Annotated in this window: 15 protein-coding genes; 13 read left to right on the forward strand and 2 right to left on the reverse strand. The window is 64.8% G+C overall.

What is annotated here, in order from left to right; all coding sequences use genetic code 11:
* Nucleotides 1-12 precede the first annotated feature (12 nt).
* From BM382_RS09385 to nadA, 13 genes are all read left to right on the forward strand, one after another.
* Complete coding sequence (locus BM382_RS09385; RefSeq protein WP_072442689.1) at nt 13-2,886, forward strand: AMP-binding protein; 2,874 nt, start codon at nt 13-15, stop codon at nt 2,884-2,886.
* A 10-nt stretch (nt 2,887-2,896) separates the two neighbouring features.
* Nucleotides 2,897-3,832, forward strand: a complete 936-nt coding sequence (locus BM382_RS09390; protein ID WP_011062906.1) for a DMT family transporter — start codon at nt 2,897-2,899, stop codon at nt 3,830-3,832.
* Complete coding sequence (locus BM382_RS09395) at nt 3,833-4,300, forward strand: GNAT family N-acetyltransferase (RefSeq protein WP_019094547.1); 468 nt, start codon at nt 3,833-3,835, stop codon at nt 4,298-4,300.
* Nucleotides 4,301-4,413: 113 nt separating this feature from the next.
* Entirely contained in the window at nt 4,414-5,622 is a 1,209-nt protein-coding gene (locus BM382_RS09400; protein ID WP_011062905.1) for a Coenzyme F420 hydrogenase/dehydrogenase, beta subunit C-terminal domain, read from the forward strand.
* A complete protein-coding gene (locus BM382_RS09405) occupies nt 5,619-6,962 on the forward strand; it encodes a 3-phosphoshikimate 1-carboxyvinyltransferase (protein WP_072442692.1) in 1,344 nt (447 codons plus the stop codon). Before BM382_RS09400 ends, BM382_RS09405 begins: the two co-directional genes overlap by 4 nt.
* A complete protein-coding gene (locus tag BM382_RS09410; RefSeq protein ID WP_072442694.1) occupies nt 6,962-7,972 on the forward strand; it encodes a zinc-dependent alcohol dehydrogenase in 1,011 nt (336 codons plus the stop codon). Before BM382_RS09405 ends, BM382_RS09410 begins: the two co-directional genes overlap by 1 nt.
* A gap of 4 nt (nt 7,973-7,976) precedes the next feature.
* Nucleotides 7,977-11,042: a non-ribosomal peptide synthetase gene (locus BM382_RS09415; protein ID WP_072442696.1), complete on the forward strand. Its 3,066-nt coding sequence runs from the start codon at nt 7,977-7,979 to the stop codon at nt 11,040-11,042.
* Nucleotides 11,039-11,674, forward strand: a complete 636-nt coding sequence (locus tag BM382_RS09420) for a thioesterase domain-containing protein (protein ID WP_072442698.1) — start codon at nt 11,039-11,041, stop codon at nt 11,672-11,674. Before BM382_RS09415 ends, BM382_RS09420 begins: the two co-directional genes overlap by 4 nt.
* A 99-nt stretch (nt 11,675-11,773) precedes the next feature.
* Complete coding sequence (locus tag BM382_RS09425; protein ID WP_019094552.1) at nt 11,774-12,541, forward strand: COG4705 family protein; 768 nt, start codon at nt 11,774-11,776, stop codon at nt 12,539-12,541.
* Between the two features lie 28 nt (nt 12,542-12,569).
* Nucleotides 12,570-13,004, forward strand: coding sequence for a hypothetical protein (locus BM382_RS09430; RefSeq protein ID WP_019094553.1), 435 nt, complete (start codon nt 12,570-12,572; stop codon nt 13,002-13,004).
* A gap of 110 nt (nt 13,005-13,114) precedes the next feature.
* Nucleotides 13,115-13,780 (forward strand): response regulator, encoded by a 666-nt coding sequence (locus tag BM382_RS09435; RefSeq protein ID WP_019094554.1) that lies wholly within the window; start codon nt 13,115-13,117, stop codon nt 13,778-13,780.
* On the forward strand, nt 13,756-15,126 hold the full coding sequence (locus BM382_RS09440) for an ATP-binding protein (RefSeq protein ID WP_072442700.1): 1,371 nt from the start codon (nt 13,756-13,758) through the stop codon (nt 15,124-15,126). Before BM382_RS09435 ends, BM382_RS09440 begins: the two co-directional genes overlap by 25 nt.
* A gap of 173 nt (nt 15,127-15,299) precedes the next feature.
* On the forward strand, nt 15,300-16,358 hold the full coding sequence (gene nadA, locus BM382_RS09445) for a quinolinate synthase NadA (protein WP_015636755.1): 1,059 nt from the start codon (nt 15,300-15,302) through the stop codon (nt 16,356-16,358).
* A gap of 65 nt (nt 16,359-16,423) precedes the next feature.
* Here the strand turns inward: nadA and BM382_RS09450 are convergent, their stop codons facing one another.
* Complete coding sequence (locus tag BM382_RS09450; protein WP_011062898.1) at nt 16,424-16,912, reverse strand: RDD family protein; 489 nt, start codon at nt 16,910-16,912, stop codon at nt 16,424-16,426.
* Nucleotides 16,913-17,008: 96 nt separating this feature from the next.
* The gene (locus BM382_RS09455) at nt 17,009-17,221 is read right to left on the reverse strand and encodes a cold-shock protein (protein WP_007977299.1); all 213 of its coding nucleotides are present in this window, start codon (nt 17,219-17,221) and stop codon (nt 17,009-17,011) included.
* Between the last annotated feature and the right edge of the window lie 104 nt (nt 17,222-17,325).

Consider the following 17,325-nt stretch of genomic DNA (forward strand, 5'->3'; position numbering starts at 1 on the left):
GGCAGGGATATCATGTTGCAGGCTTTTACCCGCATGGCGGGTACCGATGTTGCGGGTGTCATCGATGTCCAGGGCAGCCTTGGCTTTGCCGCGCTCGACCAGTTGCGAGAGGGGGTCAGCGCCGAGCTGCAAGGGTTGCCGGAGCCGGTGCTGGCGCTGTATGCCAGCCATGGCCGGGCCATGTATGCGGCGTTGATCGCGGCCTTGTCCGCCGCCCGGCGAGTGGTGTTCATCGACCCGGCGAGCAACCTCGACGAGTTGATGCCGGTGCTCCAGCACCTGGGCGTGAACCTGGTCCTCAATGGCACGACACGGCCTGGTTCACAACTGACCCGTTCCTTGCCGGTGCTCGACCTGCAGCACCTGCAAGCCCGGCCCGTGCCCCCTGGCCGGGAATACCCGTTGCGTTGCCAGGACTACGTGATCTTCACCAGCGGCTCCACTGGCGAGCCCAAGGCCATAGTGCAGCGCATCGAGGCCCTGGGCCGGCACATCGACAACTACATCGGCTATGTCGGAATCGGCCCCGGGCAGCGTGTGCTGCAACTGGCTTCCGCGGGGTGGGACGCCGGCCTGATGGACATCTTCGCCAGCCTGAAGACTGGCGCCACCCTGTGCAGCCTCAACCCCCGGGAGCATGACTTCGCCGCAGTCGAGGCGCTGATCGCCGAACATGACATCGATGTGTTGCATATGACGGTGCCCTATCTGCGTGCCTTCTACACCGATGCGAGCGCCATCTATGCCCGGCCCAAGCAACTGGTGATCGGCGGCGAGATCATCCACCCCTCGGACATCCAGCGCTTCAACCACGTCTTTGCCCCAGGCTCGCAGCTGTTCAACGCCTACGGGCCGACCGAATGCACCACCGCGCTCTACGCCCGCATCGACCAGGGGCAGACGCTGCAGGACCCGACCTGGGCCCTGGACCGGCCGGTGGAAGGCGTCACCCTGGACATTGCCAAGGAACCGGGGCAGCCCTACGGCGATGGGGTGGGTGAACTGCTGCTCTATTCTTCCCTGGTGGCCCGGCGCCTGGACCCGGCCAGCGGGCTGATCGTCGAGCTGACCCAGCCCAGCCCCCTGGACTCGCAGCGCCAGTGCTACGCCACCGGTGATCTGGCGTGCCACCAGCCCGATGGCGCCATACGCCTGCTGGGGCGCAAGGATTCCATCGTCAAGATCAACGGGCAGAAGGTCAGCCTGGTCCAGGTGGAATCGGAGCTCAAGGCTCTGGCCCAGGTACGGGAAGCCTGTGTGATCGCCCATCAGGCCGGGGACAACCTGGCCCTGGTGGCCTTTGTCATTGCCCGTGACGCCAGCCTTGGCGAAGACCTCCTGCGTCAGGCCGCCAGGGCCGCACTGCCGGCGCACCGGGTGCCGGCGCGCTTCCTGCTGGTGGAGCGTTTTGCCTTGAACCGCAACAACAAGATCGACCGGCAGGCGTTGGCGCAACTGGCTGCCCGCGCCATGGCGGCGCCGGAGCCGGCACAGGCCGCACCGGAGCCTTTCTGGCAAGCCATCGGCCAGGTACTTGGCGGGCAGAGCCCGGACCGGGCCAAGAGCTTTATCGACAATGGCGGCGATTCGCTGCGGGCCTTGCAGGTGGTTGCCACGCTGAAGAGAAAGGGCCTGGTGCTGGACCTGGAAGAGTTGCTGTCGGATCAGGCCCTTGGGCAATTGCCGGTGCATGCGGCGGCGGCCAAGGCCCGGCCCGGGGTTTTCCGGCCGCAGGTCGAGGGCCTGCCCAATCGCCGCTTCCTGCTGAGCCGCGGCATCAGCGACCTGGATCACTGGAACCAGGCCCTGGTGCTGGACATAGCCGCCGGCCAGGAGCCACAGCGAGTCAGCCAGGCGCTGCGGGCAATTTTCCGTCATCACTTTATCGAGGCGGGCGTTCAGGATCAGGGGCTGCAGCCCGCCGGGACGGATCTGCAGCAAGCGGTGCAGCGGACCTGCGCAGCCATCTCTCTGAGCCAGGGGCAACTCTTCTGCTTCAGCCAGCAACAGGATGCCGCTGGCCATCACCTGATCATTGCCGGGCACCAGTTCCAGGTCGATCGCTACTCCTGGATGCTGCTGGTTTCCGAGCTGGACGAATGCCTGGGGCAGGGCCTGGAGTGCATGCAAAGCTGGCCGCGGCCGACGGCCTTCGAGGAGTGGCAGCAGAGCTACCAGCGCGAGCATGCCGCGGCGACCCATGAAGCGTTCTGGGAAGCCCTGCCCTGGGGCCGCTGCGTGCAGTTGACCGGGCAGCGCCCCGAGTTTCCCCGGCGCGAGGCCTTTCGGCGAGCCGAACTGTGCCTGGGGCTGGTCCGCGACCTGCCGCAGTGGGCCCAGGGTGTGGCCGAGACCAGCCAGTTGCTGCTGGCGGCCATCCTGCGCGCCATGAGCCAGAGCGATGACAACCCGTTCCAGAAAGTCCATTTGCTCGACCATGGGCGGGCCCTGGACAAGAGCGGCGCCGAGCTCAACAGCGTGTTCGGCTGGCTGACGGTGATCTACCCGCTGGTGCTGCAAGTTGCCAGCCTGGACCTGGAGCAGATCGCCAGGGAAATCAAGGCCGGCCAGCAAGCCAGCCAGGGCATTGCCCACAGCTTCGGCAACCGTTATTTCGCCACGCCCGAGGCCGAGCGCCTCAAGGGCCTGTTCGATTGCGGCTACAGCTACAACTTCCTGGGCGCCGTGGAGAACCCGCCCGGGGCCCGGGTCGGCGTGCATCCCTTGAGCCTGCAACTGATGCAGGGCAGCCCCAGCCATCACCTGGAGTTCACCGGCTACCTGGCCGCGGGCGAGTTGCTGCTGAAAATCGACTATGACCCGCAGGTCTTCGGCGAAGAACGCCTGGAGTCGCTGCTGACCGGGATCACCGCTGCCTTGAGCTAGAGAAACCTCCATGAACGCCTTACCCGATAACAACAAGAAATCCCGTTCACTGGTCGCCGTGCTGATTTTCCTCGGCTGCCTGCTGATCTGGTCCACCAACTGGATCGCCATTTCGCTGCAGGTGGAACACAGCGACGTCGGCTCTTCGCTGATGCTGCGCTTCCTCATTGCCTACGGGGTGCTGTGGCTGTGGCAACGGCTGTTCGCCGGCCCGCAGCAGCCGGTAACCCGCAAGGCCTACTTGCTGATGGCCGGGGTGGGGGCGGTGTACTTCTATGCCGGCATCGGCCTGGCCTACCTGGCCACCGCTTACCTGGGCAGTGCGCAGATGGCCTGCCTCAGCGCCTTTGTGATTTTCTACATCATCGGCATCAAGCGCCTGTTCCTGCATGTGCCGGTCGCCCTGCACAACCTGCTCGGCGCACTGGTGAGCATCGCCGGGCTGGGGCTGTTCATGCTTGGCGATCCGGGGCGGCCGCTGTCGCTGGCGGGAGTGGCCCTGGGGCTGACTTCCTTCCTGGCGGTGGCCATCGGATCGGTGCTTTCGGAGCACATCCAGAAGACCTGCCAGCTCGGCACCTTGCACATCAACAAGGTGGCGGCCGGCTGGGCCTGCGCTCTATACGCCGTCAGCCTGTTGCTGGGCGGCCATGGCTTGCAACTGCCGGGCACCCTGGCCGATCTGGGCATCCTGCTGTACCTGGGGGTGGTGTGCTCGGCGCTGGTGTTCGTGCTGTTCATCGACCTGATCAAGCGCATGGGCGCCGAGAACGCCGGCTACGTCGGCGTGCTGTACCCCATCGGCGCCAGCTACCTGTCGGTGTGGCTGGGGGAAACGCCCCTGAGCCTGCACCTGATGCTCGGCAGTGCCCTGGTGATGCTGGGCAGCCTGATCAATTTCAAGTTTCGCTACCACCCCGCCCCCAAGAAAGTGGAGTTCAGCTGAATGAGCAATGTACGGATACGCCAGGCCACCACGGACGATCTGATCGGTATTTTCGAGGCCCACCGCAACTCGGTAGAGCGCCTGTGCACCTCTGAATACAGCGATCAGCAGATCCGCATGTGGCTCGATGGGCGCTCCCCGGAAACCTACCGCGAAGCCGTGGAAAAGGGATCGCTGTGGCTGGCCGAGGGCGAGCAGATCGAAGGGTTCGTCGAACTCGACGGCAATGAGGTCAGCAAGCTGTTCATCCGTGGCGATGTGGCCAGGCGTGGCCTGGGCAGCCGTCTGCTGGAGGTGGCGCTGGCTCGGCTGCGGGCCAGCGGTGCCAGCTCGGCCTACCTGGAGGCGACCCTGACGGCCGAAGGCTTCTATGCCTACCACGGCTTCCAGAAGATCGGCGAGGGCACCTTCAGCCGCGGCAACAGTCCGGTGTCCATCGAGATCATCAAGATGGAACGCCCGCTTTGATCTGACCGTCAGCGGCCACTTCAGCACAGCAGGTCTTGCCCGTCCCCGGTTCGCGGGGGCGCGGCCGGCTGCACCCGGAAAACGGCACACGAGGCTTATCCAAGATGACAGGGATGTTATTGAAATTGACGGTGCTCGATCAGAATCTGTGCGCCGGGTGCGGCGCCTGCGCCCTGGTGTGCCCACAGCAGGTGATCGTTTTCGACCCGGACCGGGTGGTGCCGCTGCTGGAGGGCATCGGCGACAGCTGTGAAAGCTGCACCGAGTGCCTGGCGGTGTGCCCGGGGCTGCAGCCGGATACCGATCGCTCCGAACTGGAACTGTTCGGCCGTACCCGCCGCGCCGAAGAGCGCTGGCTGGGGATCAGCCGCCAGGCCATCGGTGCGCGTTCCACCGACCCGCAGATAGTCCGGCGCTCGGCCAGTGGCGGCACCGCCACCACCTTGCTGCTGACCGCCCGGGAGCACTTTGACGTGGACCTGACCCTGACCATGGGCCGTCACCCCGGGCAGGGCTGGCGCAGCGCGCCGCAACTGGGCAGCGCTGCAGCGGCGATCATCAACAATGCCCAGTCCACCTACCAGCTGGCGCCTTACCTCAATGCCCTGCGCGAATGCTACGAACAGCAGCCGGACGCGCGCATCGCCGTGGTGGGGCTGGCCTGCCACGTCCAGGCGATCCGCAAGCTGCAGCGCCGGGACACGGCCATCGGCCACTGGGCCCGCAGCCGAATCATCTGCGTGATCGAGACCGCCTGCTCCTCCAACACCCTGCCGGCCGGCACCCATAGCATCATCAGCGAGGTGCTGGGGCAAGACCCGCAGCAGGTGCGCGATATCAAGTACCGCGAAGGCGATTACCCCGGCCGGCTGCAAGTCACCTTGCTGGACAGCCAGACCTTTGGCATCGATTTCTGGGAGATCCTCGGCAAGCTCAAGGATAACAAGACCTTTCGCTGCCTCAGTTGCGGTGACTGGATGAGCGGGCTGGCCGACGTCAGCGTGTGTGACGGCGACCCCAACATTTTCGAAGCCAGCCTCAACGGTTCCGAAGAACAGAAACACGGCCGCGCGCTGATCCGCACCGAGATGGGCCAGGCCCTGGTGGACAGCGCCATCACCCATGGCCGGCTGGAAAGCTGGGGAGTCGACCTTGGGGGCTTCAACCTCGGCCTTGAACGCAAGAAGAACCGTCGGCGCTTCTATGAAACCCAGCCGCTGGTGTTGCCCGCCGGCCCCGGGGTGGGCGACCACTTCGAGGACGAAGCGCTGGTGGACGACGCCGAACTGATCAACCCCGCCAAATACAGGAGTAGCCCATGATCGATTACCCGGACCGGCCCATCGATTTCACCCTCGGCCGCCAACAGCAAGTCTGGGCCAACATCGACGGCTACCTGCCATCGGACAAGTCCATCAGCCATCGGATGATCCTGTTTGCCGCCCTGGCCCGGCATCCGGTGCGCCTGCGGGACCTGAACCGCGGCAAGGCGGTGACCCTGTTGCTCGATGCCCTGCAGCAACTGGGCCTTGAGGTGACGCCAGGGCAGACGCCCCAGACCCTGGAGATCAGCGGTGAGTTCGCCCTGGCGACCCACGAGCGGCGGGTCGACCTGGGGCCCTCCAGCGCGGCCGCGCGGTTACTGATCGGGATGCTGGTGGGGCTCAATGTGCCGTGCATCGTCGATGGCGACGAAACCCTGCGCAACCGTCCCTTCGACTGGATCGTCGAGCCCCTGAACCAGATGGGCGCCCACCTGGAGTACCTGGGGCGTCCGGGCGCGCTGCCGATCCGTATCCACCAGGCTGCATTCCGCGGCGGCGCGGCGCAGATCCACATCGGCAGCGCCCAGGCCATCAGCACCTTGCTGTTTGCCGGGGTGGCGGCACGCAAGCCGATGTCGATCCGGTACCCGGTGGTGGCCCGGGATCACACCCAGCGCATCATCAACAGTTTTGGCGACCGGCTGCTGGACGAGCAGTTGCAGATCCACTACCAGCCACGGGACTGCGCGATTCCCGAGGAGATCAGCATCCCTCGCGACCCCTCGGCCATTGCCTATCCGGCGGCGTTGTTCCTGCTGTGCAACCGCCACCAGGAGCAGCAGCGCCTGAGCTTCGACAATGTGTGCCTGAACCCTACGCGCCTGGGCTTTTTCAACTGGCTGCTGGCCTGTGGTTTCAACCTGACCCTGGAGGTGGACAGCATTCGTCATGGCGAGCCGGTGGGCCGCCTGCTGCTGCGCGGGGGTGGCCAGCCCAGGGCTCACGACTTGCGCGACAAGCACCAGTTCCACGCAATGATCGACGAAGTGCCGCTGGCCCTGGCCATCAACTGCGTGCTGCCCGGCAGCGCGACCTTCAGTGACCTCTACGAGCTGACCTTCAAGGAGTCGGACCGGATCGCCGCCACCCGCAGCATGCTCAATGCCCTGGGCCTGGACTACCAGGTCGACGGCTACGACGTGCGGGTGGAAGGCGGGCAGGTGCCCAGTGTGCAGGGAGCGATCCCGACTTTCGGTGACCATCGCCTGTCGATGACCGCCCACGTCCTGCTGCTGGCTCACGGGCTGCAGGCCACCATCCTCGAAGGGCATTGCTACCAGACTTCATTTCCAGGGTTTGCCCAGTGCCTGGATCGCTTGACCGGACGGGAGGCCTGATGAGCAGCAGCCGATACACACTCACCGCCTGTGGCGCCGATGGCGTGATCGCCGTGCATGAACCTCTGGCCGCTCTGGCGGCCACTGAAGTGCAGGTGGCGGTGGACTACTCCATGGTCAGCCCGGGCACCGAGCGTCATTACCTGCAGCAGGTACGCGAGACTGGCGAGCAACTGCCGCTGGGCTATTGCGCGGCCGGGGTGGTTAGCGCCGTAGGGCCCGAGGTGGAAGGCGTGCAGCCGGGGGACCGGGTGGTGGCCATGGGCTGGAAGATTGCCACCCATTCCAACTGGATCCAGGTGCCCCAGCGGCTGGTGTGCAAGGTACCGCCGCCACTGACCCAGGACCAGGCGATTCTTGCCACCCTGGGTGCCACTGCGGTGCATGCGGTGGACCGTGCGCAATTGCAGGCGGGGGAGCAGATCCTGGTGGTGGGCATGGGCCTGGTGGGCAAGATGCTGAGCCTGGTGGCGGCCTGTCATGGTGCGCGGATCTGGGTCGCGGACCTCAACCCCGCCGCCATCGACCCGGGCCTGCCGGTGCAGGTGCTCGACCTGCTGGCCGAGCCGGGGGCGATGGCCGGGCAGTTCACCCGGATCTTCCTGTGCATCGATGCTGATATCAGCGCCTTGTTCCCGCGGTTGCTGGCCTTGCTCAATCCGCAGGGCAACGGGGCTGGCCGCTCGCGGCTGGTGAATGTCGGGCGGGTCAGCCTGACCCTGGAGCTCTCGCCGCAAATGGGCAACATCGACATCATCAACGTGTCCCGCTGCGGTAACGGTTACCGCGACGATGCCTACCATCACGGGCGCAAGAGCGTGCAGTGCCCGGCAGGGGAGGCCACGGTGGAGCGCAACATCGCTCGCTGCCTCGACTACCTGGTGGCCGGCAAGGATTGGCTGGAGCACCTGCAGCGAGTCGAGATGGACCTGGGGCAGGCGTTGGCGCACTACAACGGCGCGGCGTTCTTCGCCCCTGGAATCAACCTGATCAAGCACAGGGAAGTGTGACGGCATGGCTCATCTATCTATTGCTTCGTGCCTGGACGACGTCTTCGCCCGGCATGCCACGGATACCGCGCTGAGCTGCAACGGCGCACGGCTCAGCTACCGGGAGCTGGAACAGCGTTCGGCACAGGTGGCGGCCCGCTTGCTGGGCTTGGGCCTGACGCCTGGCAGCACCCTGGGCCTGGAGGTGGAGCGCTCGATTGAACAACTGGTGCTGCTGGTGGGCATGGTGCGGGCCGGCCTGTCGTACTGCTATCTGGACCGCAACAACCCGCCCCAGTGGAACCAGTCGGTGTGTGAACGCAGTGGCGTGCGCTGGCGGGTCACGCCGGAGGTCGCCGGTGGCCCGGGGTATCTGGCGCTGGATGAGTTGCTCGTGCCCACGGACGAGGCTGCGTGCTGGCCGCCGCTATGCGGCGCCGAGCCGGTGTACGTGAACTTTTCCAGCGGTACCACCGGCGCGCCGAAGATCATTCCCTGTACCCATCGCGGGGTGTTGGGGTTCTGCGACCGGCCGCGACATTTTCCGCTGCAGCCGGGCTTTCGCATGCTGTACGCCTCGAACCTGACCTTCGACGCCTCGCAGTTCGAGATCTGGACCGCGCTGCTCAATGGCGGCGAATTGCATATCCATGTTCCCGGCGCCCTGACCCTGGAACACCTGCATCGTTACATCCACGAGGCCGGGGTCGACAGCCTGTGGCTGACCTCGACCCTGTTCAACACCTTCGTCGATATCGACCGCGGCTGGCTGCGGGGCGTCAAGCGGCTGATGGTCGGCGGCGAGGTCCTGTCCGCAGGGCATGTCCGCCAGGCTTATGCTGCCGCCGATGGGCTGGTTCTCTACAACGGTTATGGCCCCACGGAAAACACCATGGGTACCTGTGTCTATGCCATTCCCCGCAGCTTCGACAGCACCCGGGACATTCCCATCGGCCAGGCCGTGGACGATGCCACCCTGTTGCTGCTGCGCCCTGACGGGCAGCCGTGCGAGGTGGATGAACCCGGCGAGCTGCTGATCGCCGGGGGCGGCTTGTCCCCGGGGTATCTGGGGGATGCCGGGCTGACCCGGGAGCGCTTCATCGACCTGCCATGGCAGGGCCGGACGCTGCGTTGCTACCGCAGTGGCGACCTGGTTTCCCGGGATGGCCAGGGGCTCTATCACTTCCGTGGCCGCAGCGATGACCAGATCAAGCTGCGTGGCCAGCGCCTGTCGCTGACCGAGGTCGCCGCCGCCTTCAAGCGTTACCCGGGAATGCTCGATTGTGTGGTGTTGCTGGATGACCAGGGAACCGAAGCGCAGTTGCTGCTGGTGTACCTCAAGGCGCCTGGGGTCGAGCCCCGGGTGCTGGCCGACTATGGCCGGCAAAGCCTGCCGCCGTTCATGGTGCCGTCGCGATTTGTCGAGGTTGAGCGCTTTGCCCTGCGCTCTTCCGGCAAGCTGGATATTGCTGAGCTCAAGCAGCGCCTGTGTCTCGGGCAGCCGGCCACTGAAACGGACGACTCGCCGGCAGGGCGTTTTCTCGCGCGTTTCGGCGTGTCGGCTCATGACCTGCAGCGCAGCTTCTTCGACAGCGGTGGCAACTCGCTGGCGGCGATCAAGCTGGTGGGCACGGTGAACCGTCACCTGGGCTGGGAAGGCCTGGGCCTGGAGCAGTTCTACCGCATGGCCACCCTGGGCCAGTTGCTGGACTGGCTACAGGCCCAACCCGGCCTGGCGTCCCTGCTGGAAAACGGTGCGCAGGAGTACTACGTGATCGAGTCGGAGCAGGAGTCCTTGCCCGCCGCCCATGCAGGGTTTTCGATCAATACTCACCTGGGGCGTTTTGCCGTGGTCCGCGCCACCTCGGCCAGCCACGCCCGGGAGGCGCTGCGCAGCGGTTCCGGGCGGTTGCCGGCTGCCGGCGACAGCCGCTGGATCGGCTTGAACAAGAGCCAGTTGTCGATGGTGTATGCCGAACTGTTCAACAAGGATCTACGGGCCAACAACGTGCTCTACCTGTTCCGGCCCGAGCAGTTGCCGGCCGTCGGGCTGGACCTGCAGGCGTTGGCCCAGGGCTTGAAGCAGCGCTATCCACTGGCGGGCTGTCGGGTGGCGCGGGTCGAGGGCGAGTACTGTCTTGATCTGGCCCCCGAGCCGCCGGCGCGCCTGTGGCTGGAGCCTGTGGCGGAGTTTCCCAGCCAGCAGGCCTGCGTGGAGCATTTCCTTGAGCGGCCGCTGTCACTGTTCGAGCAGGACCTGTGCAGCCTGTTCAAGGTGCGCATCGACGGCACCTTGCACCTGGGGCTGTGGTTGCACCACATCCTTGGCAACCATGTCGGCCAGTTGAGCCTGCTGCGCAGCGTGGAACAGTTGGCGCTGGGCGTGCAGTCGCCGCCGGTGGCGGATTTTTCCTTTGTCGGCAATAACCTGATGCAGGCCGAGGAATATGAGCGTCTGGCAGATGCCGGCACCGAGGCCTGGGAGCAAGAGGCCGAGGAGTACGCGCCGCTGGCCGATGTCCCGGCGCCGGCGGCCACTGCCCAGGCGCTGCAGTTGCGCGCGGCACTGGCCATGGACCCGATGAAGCTGGCCTCGCCGCAGCGTCTGTTTCACTTGTTGCAGGCGTTTCGCCAGGGCTGCGCCGAGGGCTTGGGGATAGAGGCGCCGATCGTCAATCTATTGTTCGCCTGGGCTGAGCGTTCGGTGATCAGCGGATTCTCCAGTTACACGGTGCCCGTGCCCCTGGCTCCCGGGCGCTTCGCCGAAGGCTGCGAGCCACAGGCCTGCATGGATTACCTGAATGCCAAGCTGGCCCGGGCGGCCTTGGGTTACGAGGAAATACTCGCGGCCCTGGGCCTGTACGGCTTTGCTCCGGCGTTCCTGTGCAATTTCGTCGAGCTGCCGGCCAGTGACGCCCGGTGGTTGCAAACGCGGATTGCCAACCCGGTTAGCGAGTGGCCCAAGACCCTGCTCGACCTGACGGTGGTCAAGTCGGCGCTGGGCTGCGAAGTGCTGCTCAACAGCTATCTGCCCGAGCCGCAGGCCAGGGCATTTCTCGAATCCTTTGTCGCGGCGGGGCAACGTCAATGAAACTGATCTGCTTTCCCGACTTCGTCGGCCATCCGATCTGTTTTTCCGCCCTGGGCCGGGCACTCAAGGGGCGGGTGTCGCTGGTGCAGGTCAACTACAGCGACTACTGGCCCTATTCCAGTGTCGAAGACCTGGCCCGGCAGATTGCCCAAGAGCATGAGCTGACGACCCTGGACGCGGTGCTCGGTTACTCCTTCGGCGCTTATGTGGCGGCCTGTTGCGTGGCCCGCAGCACGGCACCCGCCAGGCCGCTGCTGTTGGTGGACCCGCCGCTACTGGCCGAGCTTCGAGGGTTGGCCCCGGACGCCATTGCCCGGCGTTTGGCGGCCGATCCGCAGTATGCCTACGTCGATGACCTGGTGGACGCGCAGTTGGTCAATCGCGAGTGCGTGCACGGCAATATCCTGCTGCTGTCCCAATGGCAGGCGGTGCCGCTGAAGGGGCGCGCGGTGGATGTGCTGTTGTCCGCCGGGCGCAGTGCCGAGGGGCTGGCCCCGGGCCTGGGGCTCGATCCGGCCCAGGACAATCGCTACTGGCGGGACGAGCAGCGCCACCATGGCTCGGTGATCAATAGCCCCGATGTACTCACCTGGCTGCTGGACCCTGAGGCCTTGCAGCGCATTGCTTGGTGATCGAAGCCGGCCCGTTCGGGGTGCCCTCAGTTCCAGCTAAGTTTTCCCTCGTAGCCTCTGCCTCGCGCCAATACACGCGCCGTTATGGAGAGGCACCCGATGAAGCCGCTGAGCAAGACCGATTGGCTGAACAAGGTTCCGGAGGTGACGCTGTCCTTCTGGATCATCAAGATCATGTCCACCACCGTGGGCGAAACCTGCGCCGACTACCTGGCCGTCGACGCCGGGCTGGGGCAGGGCGTGACCAGCATCGGCATGGCCCTGTTGCTGGGGCTGGCGCTGTTCGCGCAGTTCCGCAGCCGGGCCTACACGCCATGGATCTACTGGCTGAGCGTGGTCCTGGTGAGCATTGTCGGGACCCAGATCACCGATGTGCTCACCGATCAGCTGGGCATCAGCCTGTACCTCAGCACCGCAGTGTTTGCAGGCTTGCTGGCGGTCAATTTCGCTGTCTGGTACGCCGTTGAGCGCAATCTGTCGATCCGCCAGATCGTTACCCCGCGACGCGAGCTGTTCTACTGGGCCACCGTGCTCTGCACCTTCGCCCTGGGAACTGCTGCCGGGGACCTGGCCACCGAGGCGCTGGGGCTCGGCTTTACCCTGGGAGCGCTGATCTTTGCCGCACTGATTGCCGTGACCCTGGTGGCCTGGCGCCTGGGGGGCAATGCGGTGCTGACCTTCTGGATCGCCTACATCCTCACCCGACCGTTTGGCGCCGCCCTCGGCGACCTGCTGACACAAGCCAAGACCTACGGTGGCCTGGGCCTGGGCGCCACCTGGACCAGCGCAATCTTCCTCTGCGTGATTCTTTTGCTGGTGACCGTCGCGCAGCTCAACGTCAACAACCGTCAGCGCCTTTCCCACTGATTATCCGACCCTCACTCAAGGACTCATCATGGCCTTTATCCGCTCTGCCATTCGCTACACCACGACCCTTTCCATGATTGCCCTGCTGGGGCTGGCCGCGGGGTGTTCCAAGCCTGCCGATGCGCCCAAGCCCGGCACTGCCGCTTCAGCCCAGGCTACCGGGGCCACGGCCTCCAGGCTGGGCGACCTGGCCGAGTTCCAGGCCATTGCCCGTGATGTGGCCGGCTTGGTGGACAAGCAGGACCTGGCGGGGGCGAAGCGCCGGATCAAGGATCTGGAAGTTGCCTGGGACTCCGCCGAAGCCGGCTTGAAGCCCCGTGCCGCCGGTGACTGGCATGTATTGGACAAGGGCATCGACCGAGCACTTGACGCCCTGCGCGCCGGCACCCCGCAACAGGCCGAGTGCAAGTCGGCGATGGACGATCTGCTGGCAACGTTCAGTCGCTTGCAAGGCAAGGCCTGACCCTCATCTTTTCCAGCAGACCGGCAGGCGAGTGATTACCCTTGGGGGGACTCGACCCGGGCCCGGCCTTGCTCAAGCGCAGGCCGGGCCTGTTTCACTACGGAGGCACTATGCGGATCTTGCTGGTGGAGGACGACGGGATGATCGCCGAGGCGATACAGGGCGCCCTCAAGGATGCAGGCTACGCCGCCGACTGGGTCAGCGATGGGGTGACCGCCCTGGCTGCCCTGGACAGCCAGCATTACGACCAGGTGCTGCTCGACCTCGGCCTGCCCGGCAAGGACGGGTTGCAGGTGCTCGACAGTATTCGCCGCCGTAACAACCCGGTGCCGCTGTTGATCATTACCGCTCGTGACAGCCTCGATGACCGGCTGCGAGGCCTGGACGGCGGCGCGGACGACTACCTGCTCAAGCCCTTCGCCATGGCCGAGCTGCTGGCGCGAATGCGTGCGGTCATGCGTCGCAAAGGCGGTAGCGCGGCACCGCTGCTGGGCAATGGTGTGGTTTCGCTGGACCCGGTATCGAAACAGGCAAGCTCGTTCGAGCAGCCTGCGGTGCAGCTGTCGAACCGCGAATTCGCCTTGTTGCAGGCGCTGTTGATCCGCCCGGGGGCGATTCTTTCCCGTAGCGAGCTGGAAGACCGCATCTACGGCTGGGGCGAGGAGGTGGAAAGCAATGCGGTGGAGTTCCTGATCCATGCCTTGCGCCGCAAGTTGGGAAGCCAGGTGATCAAGAACGTCAGGGGGATGGGATGGATGGTTTCAAAAGACGTCTGAGCGAGTCGGTCCAGCTCAGGCTGTCCATTGCCCTGTCAGTGGCGGTGCTGATCGTTGCGCTGCTGGCCGGAGTCTTTGCTTATGTCTCGGCCTTCGACGAGGCCCTGGAGATGCAGGACAACACCCTGCGCCAGGTGGCCGCGCTGTTCGAGCGCCAGCACATGACCCTGGCCTACCCGCCGCCGGGGCAGGTCGTCGCCGACGATAACGAGGAATCCAGGGTGGTCGTTCAATACCTGGCCGATGGCGCCAGGGCGGCGGCGGACAGTGATGCCGAAATCCCCCTGCCGCTGCCCACCACCCTGGCGGACGGTCTGTCGACCCTGACGGTGGGCGGCGAGCCGTTTCGGGTGCTGGTCAAGACCACCAGCGCTGGCCTGCGGATTGCCGTGGCCCAGGAAACCGGCGCTCGTGACAGGGATGCGCGGGAAAGCGCCTGGCGTGGACTGTTGCCCTTCCTGATCCTGTTTCCCGTGCTGTTGCTGGTGATTGCCGATCTGGTGCGCAAACTGTTTCGTCCCATCGAGCAGTTGGCGGCCGAGATCGATCTGCGTGACGAGCAGGAATTGCACCCGATCGACGAGCGCCATCTGCCGACCGAAGTGCGGCCTTTCGTGCGGGCCATCAATCGCCTGTTGCTGCGGGTGACTCAGTCCATGACGACGCAGCGGCGTTTCGTGGCGGATGCCGCCCATGAATTGCGCTCGCCGCTGACGGCCTTGTCCCTGCAGGCCGAGCGCCTGGCATCGGTGGAGATGCCCAGCCTGGCTCGGGAACGCCTGCAACTGTTGCGCCGGGGGATCGAGCGCGGCAGGAAGCTGATCGATCAATTGCTCGGGCTGGCGTCTGCACAATCGGCCATCAATGGCCGGGTTGAGCCGGTCTCGGTGCACGGGGTGTACCGCCGGGTGCTGGAGGACCTGCTGCCCCTGGCGGAGGACAAGGCGATCGACATCGGCCTGGAAGGCGGGCCGGACAGGCAGGTGCTGATCAGCCAGGAGGACCTGCTGACCCTGGTGAAGAACCTGGTGGACAACGCCATACGCTATACCCCGCAAGGTGGGCGGGTAGACCTGTCGGTGGTCCAGGTGCAGGACGAGATCCTGCTGCAGGTCAGCGACTCGGGGCCAGGTATTGCCGTGGCTGAGCGCGAGCGCGTGTTCGACCCTTTCCATCGCGGGCTGGGCAGCGATGAAGTGGGCTCCGGGCTGGGGCTCGCCATCGTCAAGGCCATTGCCGATCGGCATGCCGGCCGGGTCTGGCTGGATTACTCCGACCAACGGGCCAAACGCGGGTTGTGTGTGACGGTGGCTTTTGCCCGGGTGCAGGTGCCGCCGGCAGGGTAGGGCGCGGCTGTTGGGCAGAATAGGCTTTTGAATACCCTGGATATTCTGTAGCCTTGCGCGGCTCCAATGTTGTCCGTACCTGATGAACTCACTCTCCCGGCGGGGCCTTAAGCGGTCCGGAGCCGGTGGTATACTCGACTTTCGCGCCTCAAGCGCCTGCAGGTCTTGCGAACATGACGCAAATTTCTGAACGCCTTCTGGTTCAAGCCCACCTCGACGCCAAGCAGCCCAAACCCTTGAGCGCTGCGCAAGAGGCCCATCTGCGTGCCGCCATCGCTGCCGAGCTCAAGGCTCAGGATGCGGTGCTGGTTGCACACTTCTACTGTGATCCGGTGATTCAGGCCCTGGCCGAAGAAACCGGTGGCTGCGTGTCCGACTCCCTGGAAATGGCCCGCTTCGGCAATGCCCATCCGGCCAAGACCGTGCTGGTTGCCGGGGTCCGCTTCATGGGTGAGACGGCGAAGATTCTCAACCCTGAAAAACGGGTGTTGATGCCGACCCTGGAAGCCACCTGCTCCCTTGACCTTGGCTGCCCGGTGGAAGAGTTCTCGGCCTTCTGCGACCAGCATCCCGAGCGCACCGTGGTGGTCTATGCCAACACGTCGGCGGCGGTCAAAGCCCGTGCCGACTGGGTGGTGACGTCCAGTTGCGCCCTGGAAATCGTCGAAAGCCTGATGGATAACGGCGAGAAGATCATCTGGGGCCCCGACAAGCACCTGGGCACCTACATCCAGCGCCAGACCGGTGCCGACATGCTGCTCTGGGACGGTGCCTGCATCGTTCACGAGGAGTTCAAGTCCAAGCAGCTGGAAGACATGAAGGCGCTGTATCCGGATGCGGCCATTCTGGTGCACCCGGAGTCCCCCAGCTCGGTGATCGAACTGGCCGATGCGGTGGGCTCCACCAGTCAGCTGATTGCTGCCGCGCAGCGCCTGCCGAACAAGACCTTCATCGTCGCCACCGACCGCGGCATCTTCTACAAGATGCAGCAGCTGTGCCCGGACAAGGTGTTCATCGAGGCGCCGACGGCCGGCAATGGTGCGGCGTGCCGCAGTTGTGCCCATTGCCCGTGGATGGCCATGAATACCCTGGAGCGTACCCTGCAGTGCCTGAAGGATGGCAGCAACGAGATCAGCGTCGACCCGGCGCTGATCCCCAATGCGCTCCGCCCTCTGAAGCGCATGCTGGATTTCACCCAGGCCGCGCGGATGAAACTGGCGGGCAACGCCTGATCGGTTCTTCTGCTCGCTTAAAAAAAACGCCCCGATCTGTCGGGGCGTTTTTGTAGGCGGCGGGCTTACTTCTTCTGCTTGGGAATGCGCACCAGCTGGCTGTTGGAGTAGATGTCGTGCCAACTGCGTTTCTGCTTGTCCACCAGCACCCAGAAGAAGCCCAGGCCGGCACACAGCCAGGACGCGATCGACACCATGAAGCGCAACAGTGCCTGCCACAGGCTGATACGGCTGCCGTCGGCGTTCTGCACCCGGATACCCCAGACCTGCATGCCCAGGGTCTGGCCGGAGTGGGTCCAGAACTTGGCGAAGAAACCGAACAGTACGAACAGCAGCACCGTGGAGTACAACGGGTCACCGTCCAGGGCGCCGGACTCGGTCAGGGTACGCATCCGCGCCTCGCCGATGATCTGCATCTGGATCAGCTTGTAGACGCCGCCCGTGACAATCAGCAGGGCAACGCACAGCAGGAAATCATAGAACATCGCTGCCAGGCGACGACCCAGGCCGGCGGCGGGGAACTCGCCTTGGGGGCTTAGCAGATGTTTCGACATGACAGGCTCTCGACTGAAAAAAGAAGCCATTTTACGGAATTGCGCGCACAAAAAAGCCCCTGATGTCAGCATCAGGGGCTTTTTCGTTACAGACGATTAAGCTTCTGCTTGTACTTCGTCAGCCTGCATGCCTTTCTGGCCTTGCACAGCGATGAAGGTCACTTTTTGGCCTTCTTTCAGGCTCTTGAAGCCGTTGCCCTGAATGGCGCGGAAGTGTACGAACAGATCCGGACCGCTTTCTGGAGTGATAAAACCAAAACCTTTCTCGTCGTTAAACCACTTGACGGTACCGCTCTGACGTTGGGACATTTCTTATTTCCTTTGACGCTAAAAAATTAATGACAGTCTCTTTCTCATGAAAGAGTACTGGGCTGGGTTGCAGGAAAGTAAGAGACGTCGAACGGGTTGTAGCA

The organism is Pseudomonas sp. NFPP25, assembly GCF_900116505.1.
In the GTDB taxonomy this organism is placed as follows: Bacteria; Pseudomonadota; Gammaproteobacteria; order Pseudomonadales; family Pseudomonadaceae; genus Aquipseudomonas; species Aquipseudomonas protegens.

Bases quoted from the DNA above. Each gene is read 5' to 3' on its own strand.
- BM382_RS09410 (WP_072442694.1), top strand. From the start codon at position 6,962: ATGAGCAGCAGCCGATACACACTCACCGCCTGTGGCGCCGATGGCGTG.
- BM382_RS09440 (WP_072442700.1), top strand. From the start codon at position 13,756: ATGGATGGTTTCAAAAGACGTCTGAGCGAGTCGGTCCAGCTCAGGCTG.
- BM382_RS09450 (WP_011062898.1), bottom strand. From the start codon at position 16,912: ATGTCGAAACATCTGCTAAGCCCCCAAGGCGAGTTCCCCGCCGCCGGC.
- BM382_RS09405 (WP_072442692.1), top strand. From the start codon at position 5,619: ATGATCGATTACCCGGACCGGCCCATCGATTTCACCCTCGGCCGCCAA.
- BM382_RS09385 (WP_072442689.1), top strand. From the start codon at position 13: ATGTTGCAGGCTTTTACCCGCATGGCGGGTACCGATGTTGCGGGTGTC.
- BM382_RS09435 (WP_019094554.1), top strand. From the start codon at position 13,115: ATGCGGATCTTGCTGGTGGAGGACGACGGGATGATCGCCGAGGCGATA.
- BM382_RS09430 (WP_019094553.1), top strand. From the start codon at position 12,570: ATGGCCTTTATCCGCTCTGCCATTCGCTACACCACGACCCTTTCCATG.
- BM382_RS09400 (WP_011062905.1), top strand. From the start codon at position 4,414: ATGTTATTGAAATTGACGGTGCTCGATCAGAATCTGTGCGCCGGGTGC.
- BM382_RS09420 (WP_072442698.1), top strand. From the start codon at position 11,039: ATGAAACTGATCTGCTTTCCCGACTTCGTCGGCCATCCGATCTGTTTT.
- BM382_RS09390 (WP_011062906.1), top strand. From the start codon at position 2,897: ATGAACGCCTTACCCGATAACAACAAGAAATCCCGTTCACTGGTCGCC.
- nadA (WP_015636755.1), top strand. From the start codon at position 15,300: ATGACGCAAATTTCTGAACGCCTTCTGGTTCAAGCCCACCTCGACGCC.
- BM382_RS09425 (WP_019094552.1), top strand. From the start codon at position 11,774: ATGAAGCCGCTGAGCAAGACCGATTGGCTGAACAAGGTTCCGGAGGTG.
- BM382_RS09395 (WP_019094547.1), top strand. From the start codon at position 3,833: ATGAGCAATGTACGGATACGCCAGGCCACCACGGACGATCTGATCGGT.
- BM382_RS09455 (WP_007977299.1), bottom strand. From the start codon at position 17,221: ATGTCCCAACGTCAGAGCGGTACCGTCAAGTGGTTTAACGACGAGAAA.
- BM382_RS09415 (WP_072442696.1), top strand. From the start codon at position 7,977: ATGGCTCATCTATCTATTGCTTCGTGCCTGGACGACGTCTTCGCCCGG.